The 12803-nt window shown below is 58.6% G+C and carries 2 protein-coding genes; both read left to right on the plus strand.

The genetic code is table 11. The features are described from left to right. Positions 1 to 112 precede the first annotated feature (112 nt). On the plus strand, positions 113 to 10831 hold the full coding sequence (locus Poly24_RS07570; RefSeq protein WP_145092769.1) for an RHS repeat-associated core domain-containing protein: 10719 nt from the start codon (positions 113 to 115) through the stop codon (positions 10829 to 10831). A gap of 55 nt (positions 10832 to 10886) precedes the next feature. Continuing rightward, positions 10887 to 12764, plus strand: coding sequence for a phosphatase PAP2 family protein (locus Poly24_RS07575; RefSeq protein WP_197452398.1), 1878 nt, complete (start codon positions 10887 to 10889; stop codon positions 12762 to 12764). Positions 12765 to 12803 lie beyond the last annotated feature (39 nt).

The following is a 12803-nucleotide window of genomic DNA, read 5'->3' on the forward strand; positions in this document are numbered from 1 at the left end:
ATCCTCCACCGAATGGAGGTGCTCGCAATCCCCACTGGAGTCTATTAGAATCGGGCCGATTGCAACTCGGCAATCGTGTTCGATTACAAGGCTTTGGGGAGGGAAATTGGTCATGAGACCGGCAAGGCGAGCCGTCACAACGGCAAAGCGTCGCTGCCTGCTTGAGCAGCTGGAAACACGGCAACTGTTAGCGGCCGTTCCCTTCGGACAAAATCCGCTTCAGGTGTTGGACGTCAACCGCGACGGGGTCGTTGCACCGGTAGACGCGTTGCGGATCATCAATGCGATCAATCGATCGGGTTCGAGTGCCGTCGATCCACGGACGGAGCCTGGCAACTTTGTCGACGTGTCAGGGGATGGGGCCGCGACAGCTTTAGATGCCCTGCGGGTAATCAATGCGTTAAACCGCAACACGCCAATCCTCGCCGCAACGCTTCCCAACGATTCGGGCCCCATAGGGGATCCAACCGCCACGCTGGATCTGCTGACCCAAGATTATCGCATCGATCTGGGAATCAGCATTGGCCCCGCTGGCGACGCGCGGATCGCTCTGCAGGTTGGCGACACCGGACTGCCAGTCGATATCACCGACCGATTTGCCGACAACCGAGCGAGCCTTTCGATCGCGGAACTCGATTCCATCTTCGGCAGCCCATTGCCCGACGGCGACCACGCCGTGACGGGTTTTCTAGATGATCACGCCGCGTTTTCGTTCGTTCTGACGGTCGACCGGACCGCACCAGCGGTCGAGATCCCATCGCTGCCTCAGGATGCGGATGTCAGTCCCACGATTCGCGTGGTAGGAAATCAGATCGATGCCAATCCGAGCGACTCCGCAACGCTATCGATCGATGGAGCGACACGCCCATTGATCGTCGGGGCCGACGGGCGATTCAACATGCCGGTCACCGAGACCCCTTCATCGGGATCGAAACAGGTTCTCGTAAGCTTTAGCGACCAAGCGGGCAACGTGACCGAGATCGATCGTGCCATCAACATCGTTCCCTCCATGGTTGTCGGAGCGACGGGAGCCGAGGGTTGGGTGGCGCAGAGTGCCGACGAGATCGTCTTTGGCAGCCGCGATAGCTTTGTCGTGCAAGCCGACCATTTGATTCAACGCGGCTCGGGCACCTCGCCACGGTTGGAGTTCGATATCGAACAACTCAGCGAACCGACGTCCACGCTGCTGGTATCGATCCTCGATCCTAACAATGTTTCGCAATCGGCGCTGGATACGGTGCCCGATGGCGAAACGATCTTCTCGCTGCATCCTGGTGGCGATGCCGATTATCGGCTTGGTTTAGTTCAGTTTGATGGGACACGGGTGTCGATCGATCTGACGGAATTGCAACTGTCTCAAGCCTTGGTCCGCTTCCAAAGCGTCGCGGCCCAATCGTCCTCCGAAGCCTTGCTGCGCGTCAACGCCTTGCGAGTGCAAACACCTCAGGAAAGTGCCCCACGGCCACGTCCGCGAACCTCAGCATCGCGTCTTGCGATGCCAGGCCCAGCGATCGATTTAGAAACCTTCGCTGCAACCGACGAACTCATTGTGCACCTGCTCAGCGACCGGCTGGACCCGCAAACCGGGCAGTATGTTGCCACGGTCCAGGTCGAGAGTTCGTCGGGGATGTCGCGACGGCCGGCGGTGGTCAAGCTGCCAAACGTGCCGGTCGGCGTTGAGATCTCGAACGCCAGCGGAACCGATGACAATGGCGTTCCCTACATCAATCTGACTCCAGCGATTCCGGAAACGGGTCTCGGCCCAGGTCAATGGTCGCTTCCAATCGAAATCGAAATCGAAAACCCAAGCCTGCTGCTCACGACGCTACAAACCGAGGTCCTGATTGGACCGGCGAACCAGCCGCCGGTGTTGCCAGCGATTGCGGCGCAAACGATGATGCCCGGTGGCGTGCTGAATATGGACCTCCGAGCCAGCGATGCCGATGGAGATCGCATCACCTACCGGCTGGCACCGGTCGGTCCCGCCGTATTGCCCAGCGGCGGCATCGATGCGCAAGGCATACTACGATTGTCGCCGACGCCGAACGAAATCGGCCGCTACGAATTCGAAGTCATCGCCTCCGACGGCGCATCGGAAACGCGACGTTCGTTTGTGCTGGATGTCGTTGCGGATCCCAACACCGACACGCGTGTTAGCGGCACCGTTCTCGACGTCGACGGTACGCCAATCGCTGGGATGCAGGTGGATCTTGGACAGGTCAGCGTGTTAACCGACGCGTCGGGGCGTTTTACGCTGAACCTGGGTAACGGAACGCTAGTCAGCGACACGCTGAAGATCCGCGGAGAACTTTATTCGGGCGCAGCCACCTACCCTTACATTGCCGAAAAGCTGCCGCTCGTCCTCGATCGCCCTCCAATCGTTGGCGTCAACAACGTCATTGGGCGACCAATCTATCTGCCTAAATTGGATCTGGCCAACGGCCAAACCATCGACCCGCTGAACGATACGACAGTCACGACAGCGGCGGTCCCCGACACGTCGGTGGAGATCATCGCCGGCACGCTATTGAACCAGCAGGGGACTTCGTTTGATGGCACGTTGAGCATCACTGAAGTCCCGATGACGTTGACCCCCGCGGCGTTGCCGCCCGGTCTGCAACCCGATATCGTCCTGACGATCCAGCCGGGCGAGATGGTCTTTACGGCCCCCGCTCCATTGACATTCCCCAACCGCTCCGGCTGGGCACCGGGAACGAACATGGATCTGTGGTCGATCAATCCCGTGACGGGGCAGTTCGACGACGTGGGAGACATGCGAGTCAGCAGCGACGGTCAACGGATCGAAACGATCTCCGGCGGCGTCCGCAACAGCAGCTGGCATTTCCCCTCGCCACCGCCACCAACGCCGCGTGCTCCCGAAGCTCAGCCGGCTAACCAAGATAAAGCGTGTCCTCCGTCGAGTTGCGGCACCAGCAAACCACTGCAGTCGCGCGGTTCGGGCTGCCCGGAGGATTGTACGGCGACGGTGAAAGCGAACTCGGAAGTTGAATTACACAGCGGTGCGCTACTAGAAATGCATTCGTTGATCCCCTACACCTCGTTGGGGACCTCGCGTGGTCTGACCCTGCACTACGATTCTGAAACAGCCGATCCACGGCCCATCGTGCATTTTGGATTCGACGACGCGGTTGGTGGCGACGACCAGCGTTTGGTCGGGTCGCTGTCGGTCTCACGCGGCGATTTCACCAGCCAAATCGACGGCGCCGCCAACGGCCAAGGTGTTTTGTCGGGGCAACATTATTGGACGCTCCCCGACGACGGAGGCGATATCACCGCGGCGATTCAAGGGGATATGCGTGGTCTGCCATCGGGAATCTATCAATACCAATTGACCCAAGGTTTGATGCAGTTCGCCGATGGCGGCGTGACCGGTTCGACCGTTACGCAATCCGGCGAGATCGTACATGTCGACGCGTCCAACAGTCCGCTGGGCGCCGGTTGGCAATTGGGCGGCATCCAACAATTGATCGAAAACCCCGACGGTTCGCTGTTGCTGGTCGACGGGGATGGCACGACGATACGTTATTCGAATACCGACATCGCGGGACAATACGATTCGCCTCCAGGCGACTTCTCTCAAGTAGTAAAGCTGGCCGATGGCAGCTTCGTGCGGACGCTAACCGACCAGACAACGTACGCTTTTGATTCCTCCGGACGAATGACGTCGGTCACCGATCGCAACGCAAATGCCACCTCGTTGCAATACGATGGCGAGGGGCGGTTGACGAAGATCGTCGACCCCGTCGGTCTGGCAACCACGTTGACCTACAACGCGCTGGGGAAGGTCGATGCGATCACCGACCCGGCCGCGCGGCAAACCCTGTTGCAATACGATGCTGCCGGCAATTTGATTCGCATCACCGATCCCGATGGCACGTCGCGTAATTTTGGCTACGACAGCCAGCACCACTTGGTCCAAGAGATCGATCAACGTGGCAATGTCGAGCAGACGTTCTACGGTTTCCATGGGCGTGTGGAGCGGTCGATCCGCAAGGACGGGACCGAGATGTTTTTCGAACCGCTGCAGACTCAGCACTTGCAATCGGTCACCGCAACGTTGGACCCGACGTCGCCCCCCCCCGCAGCGATCCAATTCGATCCCGTGGCCCGCGTGGTCGACAGCAACGGCAACGTGACCGAAACGCGATTGAATCGTCTGGGCCAAGCGGTCGCATCGATCGATTTCGAGGGCGCTTCGACCACCGTCGATCGCAACGATGACAATTTGATCACCGTCGAGACCGATACGCGCGGTTTCAGCACCCGGTTTGGCTACGACGATCGCGGCAATTTGATCCTTTTGGACCGACCGGCATCCACCGATGGGCCCGCCGCAACGATGCGTTTAACCAGCGGTCAGACCGTGTTTGCGACACTGAACGATCTGCCGCAGGGTGCCTCTGCCGCGCCCCCTTTGGACTACGACCTGTTTACGATCGATGCTACCGCCGGATCGGAACTGTTTGTCTCGATCAGCCGCACGTCATCGTCGTCATTAGAAGCGATTTTGCTGAGCCCTTCGGGTGCGGTCGTCGCCCAACAGACCTTTGGCCGCTTTGCTGAAGATCTGGACCGCAGCGGACCGCTGACCGAATCGGGCAATTACACCATCCTGGTCCGCGACCCAGGCATTGCGCGGTTTGGTCAGCAGGAATTCTACCTGACCGCAACGGTGATCGATGACCAGCCCGACGCCGATACCGTAGAAATTGCAAGCGGAGAAACGATCAGTGGTTCGATCGATCTTCGCGGTGACATCGATACCTACACCATTGCGGTCGATGCCGGCGACGATCTGTTTATCACCTTCCGCGAAGTCCTCAGCAGCTTTAGCAACCTGCAAACGATCGTCTTCGATCCCGCGGGCAACGAGATCGATCAAGCCACCGTATCTGCCGGTGGAAATCTGTTGCTGACCGACATCGCCGACGCGGGTATTTATACGATCTTGGTCCGCGACGCCGATGGAGCCAATACCGGCGATTACCGATTAACGGCGACGGTGATCGACACGCAAACCGATGACGACACCATTGCGTTGGTCAGCGGCCGCACGGTGAATGCCAACCTCGGCGCTGGAGACATCGATACCTACACCATCGCCCTAGAGGCTGGTGACGATCTGTTTGTCGCTTTCCGCGAAGCCAACTTCAGTTTCAACAACCTGCAAACGATCGTCTTCGATCCGGCAGGCGATGAGATCGATCGGGCGACCGTATCGGCAGGAGGTCATCTGTCGCTGACCGACATCGCGACTGCGGGCACTTATACGATCCTGGTCCGCGACGCCGATTTCGCCAACTTCGGCGATTACCGGTTAACCGCGACGGTGATCGATCTTCAAACGGACGACGATACCGCTGCATTGGTTAGCGGTCGTACGGTCAATGGGAATTTGGACTTTGGCGACATCGACACCTACACCATCGCTGTCGACGCCGGCGATGACTTGTACGTCGCGTTCCGCGAAGTTAGCTTTAGTTTCAGCAACCTGCAAACGATCGTCTTCGATCCGGCCGGCAATGAAATCGAGCGAGCGACGGTTTCTATTGGAGGCAATCTTACTTTCGATGAGGTCGCTGCCGGAGGCCTCTATACGATTCTGGTTCGCGACGCCGATGGAGTGAACGCGGGCGACTACCGGTTGACTGCGACGGTGCTCGACGCTCAAGCGGACGACGATACCGTCGCATTGGTCAGCGGTCGGACGGTCAATGGAAATTTGGACGTTGGCGACATCGACACCTACAGCATCGCTGTCGACGCCGGCGACGATCTATACATCGCGTTCCGCGAGGTCGTCAATGATTTCAGTAACCTGCAAGCGATCGTCTTTGATCCGGCGGGCAACGCGATCGACGAGACGACCGTTTCGATAGGGCATAATTTTACTTTCAGCAGTATTTCCACCGCAGGTCTTTACACGATTCTGGTTCGCGATGTCGATGCACGCTACACCGGCGACTACCGCCTGACGGCCACGGTGATCGATGCGGACGCCGGCGACGATGCTGTCGCGCTGGTCAGCGGACGCACCACAAGCGGACGCCTGGAAAGTGGCGACATCGACACCTACACCGTTGCCGTCGACGCAGGGGACGATCTTTATGTCGCGTTCCGCGAGGTCGTCAATGATTTCAGCAACCTGCAAACGATCGTCTTCGATCCGGCGGGCAACGAGATCGATCGGGCGACCGTTTCGGAAGGAGGCAACCTTTCGCTGGACAGTGTTTCCACCGCCGGTCTTTACACGATCATGGTTCGCGATGCCGATGCACGCTACACCGGGGATTACCGCCTGACGGCCACAGTCGTCGACGCCCAAGCCGATGCTGACACGGTCGCATTGGTCAGTGGCCGCACGGTCAATGCGAACTTGGGATCTGGAGATATCGACACCTACACCATCGTCGTCGACGCCGGGGATGATCTGTTTGTCGCGTTCCGCGAGGTCGTCAATGACTTCAGCAATTTGCAAACGATCATCTACGATCCGGCGGGCAACGAGATCGATCAAGCGACCGTTTCACTTGGCGGCAACTTTTCATTTAGCGATGTTTCAGTCGCAGGCACCTACACGATTCTGGTCCGGGATGCCGATGGGCAATACGCTGGCGACTACCGCCTGACGGCCACGGTGATCGATGCCCAAGCCGATGACGACGCGGTCGCGCTGGTCAGCGGACGCACCGCAAGCGGGCGGCTCGACAGCGGCGATGTCGATACCTACACGATCGATGTCGACGCGGGCGACGACCTGTATCTCGCATTCCGCGAGGTCGTCAACGATTTCAGCAACCTGCAAGCAATCGTCTTCGATCCGGCAGGCGTCCCAATCGACCAAGCGACAGCATCCATTGGCGCCAACCTTGACTTCCGCGACCTGGCGACCGGGGGGACCTACACGATTCTGATTCGCGACGCCGATGCCGTGAACAGGGGCGAATACCGATTGACCGCGACGGTAATCGACGGGGAATCCGATGCAAACGTTCTGGCACTTGAGAACGCTGAACAGGTCGTCGCTGCGCTTGATGTTGGCGACATCGATACCTTTACAATTAACGCCCAAGCAGGCGATGCGATTTCGATCGCGTTTGAAGAGGTGGTGAATCGATTTTCGAATTTGCAGGCCGTCCTCTATTCGCCCAACGGCAGTTTGATCGATTCGGCAGTGACCGCGACGTCGGGAACGATCACCGCCGCTGCGCTTTCGGCGACGGGCGACTATACAATTTTGATCCGCGACCTCGACGGTCAGAGCAGCGGCGAATATCGCGTCCGGGGCACGCGCAATGGCGCTCCTGATGGGGGTGATCGTCAAGCGGACGAGGAAACGATTGCCGTCGTCACCGACGAAATACTGGCGGATGCCGTCACGGAAACCTTAGCGGAGAATGCCGAATCCGCGCCGACGCCAGTTGCCGAACGGGTGCCACAGCCGACGTTGGAATTTTTCAGCAACATCGATGAGCGTGCCCCACGCCAAATATCCGAACCTTTGCTCAGCATCATTTCCGAACAGATTGCAAGTGATGATGACCTAGGTCACCGGACGATTGACGAAGCGGGAGCGGTGGACGAAATCGAGTTTATTGCAGACGCTTCGGGCGCGTTTTTCGCAACCATCGATTCCGACACACTCACACTGCGTATCCGCGTTGTGGGCCCCGATGGAAGTGAATTGATTTCCACAACCAATTTCGCCGATGGCAACGACGGACGCGTCGACATCGATTTGATCGATCTCGAACGGGCGGGAGCGTATTCATTGCAGATCGCGGCCGATGACGGGGTCTCGATCGGTGATTACCGGGTAATCAGCAGTGTGATCGATGTCAGCACAACAGCTCAGGTCGGATCGCCGCGGCGGATGACGTACGATGCAACCTTTAACCAATTGACCTCGGTCACCGATGAACTGGGGCGACAGACGCTCTATACCCTTGATCCGGCAACCGGAAATACGACGGCGATTCGAGAGGTCGTGGGGCAAATCGACGATGCGATCAATGGACAGACCGACGATCTGGTCACGGCAATCACCTACGCCGCTCACGGGCTGATCGACACGATCACCGATCCTCTGGGCCGGGTAACCGACTACGACTACAACGCGGCCGGACTGCCGATATCCATCACCTTTGCCGTCGGCACCGTCGACGCAGCGACGCGGCGGTTTGAATACGACGACCGCGGAAATCAAACCGCCATCGTCGATGAAAACGGCAATCGAACGACAATGCAGTACGACGCGATGAACCGTTTGACAATGGTCATCGAAGCGGATCCCGATGGTGTGGGACCCTTGGAATCTCCGGTCAGCCGGTTTGTCTACGACGCGGCCGGCAATCCGATCGAAACGATCGATGCCGCCAATAGCGTCACGACGGTTGTTTTCGATCCAATGGACCGCCCAACAACGGTTCGCGACGAACTGGGGAACGAAACAACAACCAAGTACGATCGCTTTGGCAACGTCGCATCGATCACCGATCCCAATGGAAATACAACCCGTTTCGTTTACGACGCGCGAAATCGCCGGATCGCCACGATCGATCCCGATGGCGGCGTGACCGAGTTTGCGTATGACACCGACAACAACTTGATCGCCATCACCGACTCGGTCGGCAATCGCACGGAGTTCGTCTACGACGGACGCGATCGCATGATTGCCGAAACCGATCCGCTGGGAGCCGTCACCCGTTTCCACTTCGACCCGGTCGACAATCTGATTCGCAAGCTCGACCGCAATGGCCGATCGATACGACTGCAATACGATGAACTCGATCGCTTGGTCACCGAAGATTGGTTCGCTGCTGGAGTCGAGCCTTTAGGCGACGCGCCCGCCGAAGATCGGCTAAAGCCTACACTCCAGCAGACCATCACCTACACCTACGACAAGCCCGGCAACCTCCTCTCCATCGAAGACAACTTCAGCCGCTACGACTACACCTACGACGCCCGCAACCGCGTCACGCAAGTCGACGCATTCTTGAGCGCCAACGTAGGCGTCCAGGCGTTTGCTGCCATCGACGCGGGGAATCCAAATCATCGGCTGCCTTCGCTGCAACATTCCCTCACGTACACCTACGACGATGTGGGGAATGTGCTGAGCGTCACCGACGGCTTGGGGGCCACAACGACAACTGCCTACGATCCGCTGAACCGCCCGATCGCGATGGATCAATCGGGGGGCGGGGCAACGGAAAAAGCGGTCGACATGGCGTTCGACCAAATCGGGCAGTACGAGTCGATCGAGCGCTATGCGGACGTCGCTCGCACCTTGTCGGTTGCCAACACGCGTTACACCTACGACGAAATCAATCGGTTGACCGATCTAGTCCACACGGACGCGACCGATAGCGTCCTGGCCTTCTACGACTTCGCTTACGATTCGGCCAGTCGCATCACTCGCATCGGGGACATCTCCGGCGTGACCAACTACAGTTACGATGATCGCGACCAATTGACCGGAGCCACGCGTGGAGCTTCCGACATCCGCGGCAACGAGAACTACGAATACGACGCCAACGGCAACCGACTCGATTCCCACCTCCACGGCGCGAACTACCAAACCGGCGACGCGAACCGATTGCTTTCCGATGGGACGTACACCTACCAGTACGACGCCGAAGGCAACATGATTCGTCGGACGGAGGATGCGACGGGAGACTATCGAACGTTTGAGTTTGATCATCGGAATCGCTTGTTCCGCGTCACCGATTTCTCATCGGGCGATGTGATCGTTCAAGAGGTCACGTACACCTACGACGCGTTGGATCGGCGGATTGCACGCACCGTCGATGAAAACGGCGACGCCGCCGGCGGCGAATCGACCGAGATGTTCGTCTACGACCGTGAAGACGTCTTATTGGACTTTGTCGATGCCGATGGATCGATCGCGACACAGGCACCGGCGCTAGCCGTTCGGTATTTCCATGGCCCGGGAATCGACCAGGTGTTGGCGCAAGAGGCTGTTGGTTCCGCTGGCAGCCAGTGGTACTTGACCGATCACCTGGGCACCACTCGCGAATTGATCGGCGACGATGGCCGTCTGCTGAATCGTTTGAGCTACGATTCGTTTGGAAATTTGGTTGCGGAGTCCGATGCGAGTGTGACGACGCGATATCAGTTCACCGGACGAGAGTTCGATGAGGCGGTTGGGCTCTCCTACTATCGAGCACGCTTCTACGACGCGGTGATTGGCAGGTTTGTTAGCGAGGATCCGATCGGTTTTGCTGGTGGAGACGGGAATCTTACTAGATATGTGGCGAATACACCTCTTGTGAACATTGACCCCAGCGGCCATAAATCCAAGACTTACGACTATTCACTTCTTGCCTACGACTCCACACCTTTGCCGAAGGATGGAAGTTCTCGCATCCCGCGTCCTCCAACTCAGGCGTATACGTATGTAGGTGTTTCAACAAGTTTTACGGCCTTAGGTGCCATCGCAATACAACGCGGCACGTTGACGAACCAGTCGACAGGTGTCGCATATCCAGTTGCAACGTATTCACTAGGAGTGGGGGTGTTGGTTGATGGTTCCTTCGAAGTTGAAGCTGGGACATTCCACTTAAGCTTTCCGAATGAAATTGCGGGACGAGGCAAGACCATCAACTTGAGCGCAGGCGAGGTTGTCGTGGGTTCGGGCAGCTTGGTATACGACTCATACGGCAATTTACTCGGGACGACAAACGGCATTGGAATAGGCGCAGGATCTTACTTTGGCGCAAACCGGTTTCAGTCGTATACGATTGTTGGTAAACCTCAAATGGTCGGTGGTCGAACAATAAACTGTCCGTGAATACCTGACTTACATCGAGAACACCTGTCCGAGCAATACACCTATGCCTCCGTTCGTGTCGACTCGAATTCAATCGAGCGTTCAAATTGTGCCGCTTCGCCTGAAGGCTCGACTCCAGCGTGGTCGGCGGAAGCCTCGACTCCAGCGGTTGGAACCGCGGCTTTGCATGGATTCGGCTTGGCAGAACCCGGTGCTGCCGTTGGATGTTAACGACAGCGGTACGGTGACCAATACCGATGTCGTCGTCCTTCTGAATCGCATCAACAGCGGCATTGAAAACCAGTTGCCGCTGGCCCGTCCGGCCGATGCTTTTTATCTCGACACCAACGGAGATATGCAGATCACGCCGATCGATGCACTGCGGATCCTGAATGCCCAGCACCGATATGCGAGCGAACCGGCATTGGCCGTCGGAACCGATCCCGACTCGGATCCCGACGGGAACGGTGTGATTTTAAGCGACCACGTGACACTGGTGGGGCAGTCGGTTGCCGGAGCAAAGGTGCAGTTGACCGATGGAACCGGCGTCGTGCTTGAGTCTCTGGCGGTCGACGCGCAAACCGGAGCGTTCGAATTCACGACAACCCTATCGTCGGGCATCCATGAATTGACCGTCACGGTCATCGATCCACTGGGGCAATCGACGACCACGACCCGACAGATTCGTCGCGGCAATCTGGCAACCAATTGGAACGCTACCGCATTGAACGTCGTAAGAGAATGGACGACGACAAGCGACGATCCTTACGAAGGTCGTATCGTCACGTCCGAACCGCCGCGCGTCGCTCGCAATCTGGCGATGATCCAGACGGCGATGTTCGATGCGATCGCGGCAATCGAGGGAGGCTACGAAACCTATCTGCCGATCGCCAGCGCCCTGGCTGCCGGAGCATCCGCTGAAGCTGCTGCGATCGAGGCGGCGTACACGGTTTCGACGGCACTTTATCCCGACGCCGATTCGATGGCGATCTGGAATGCAGCGCGGAACGAATCGCTGAGCATGATCGCCGACGGCCCCGACAAAACAGCGGGGCTTGTCTTTGGCGAATCGGTCGGACTGCAGATGCTTGCCCTCCGCGACGACGATGGCTCGCTGGCAACGCGAGCGTACACTCACGGCGACGCTCCAGGAGATTGGCAGCGAACGTTCCCCGGCTACCTGCCGCCATTGCTGCCTCAATGGATCGATGTCGAGCCGTTTGTCGTCGACGATGTCGCAACCTTTCGTCCTGCGGAACCGCCAGCGCTTGCCAGCGATATCTATGCCACATCGGTCGACGAAGTCATGCGACTGGGCGGTGTCGACAGCGTCGATCGCACCGCGGACCAGACCGAGATCGCGATCTTTTGGGCCGATGGTGGCGGAACCTTTACGCCACCGGGACACTGGAATCAGATCGCCTCCGACGTCCTGGTCGGGCAACAGCAACCGTTGCTTGAAACCGCCCGTACGCTGTCCTTGCTGAACCTCGCGATGGCCGACGCCGGGATCGCCGCCTGGGACACCAAGTACCATTACGATCTGTGGCGGCCAATCGATGCGATCCAGAGAGCCGATGAAGATGGAAACGCCGCGACGGTCCAAGACGCCGCCTGGCGACCGCTGTTGACCAGTCCACCCTTCCCGACCTACACCTCCGGCCACAGCACCTTTTCGGGCGCCGCCGATGCGGTCCTGACATCGCTGTTGGGGGAGAACGTCCGCTTCACCAGCCAAACCGATGCGTTTGCATCGCCGGGGCAACGTCCGCTGGTTCCCAACCTGATCGTCACGCGGACCTTCGACAGCTTTACCGAAGCAGCCGAAGAAGCGGGGCTGAGCCGAATCTACGGCGGCATCCACTTCGACTTCGACAACACCGCCGGCCTCGACACTGGCCGCGCGATCGGCACGCAAGCCGCTGCGACGATGCTGCGTCCACTGGCTGGATGAGCACGCGGTCGCCTAAAGGCTCGACTCCAGCGCTGGAGT

Source organism: Rosistilla carotiformis, from assembly GCF_007753095.1.
In the GTDB taxonomy this organism is placed as follows: Bacteria; Planctomycetota; Planctomycetia; order Pirellulales; family Pirellulaceae; genus Rosistilla; species Rosistilla carotiformis.

Bases quoted from the DNA above. Each gene is read 5' to 3' on its own strand.
- Poly24_RS07570 (WP_145092769.1), top strand. From the start codon at position 113: ATGAGACCGGCAAGGCGAGCCGTCACAACGGCAAAGCGTCGCTGCCTG.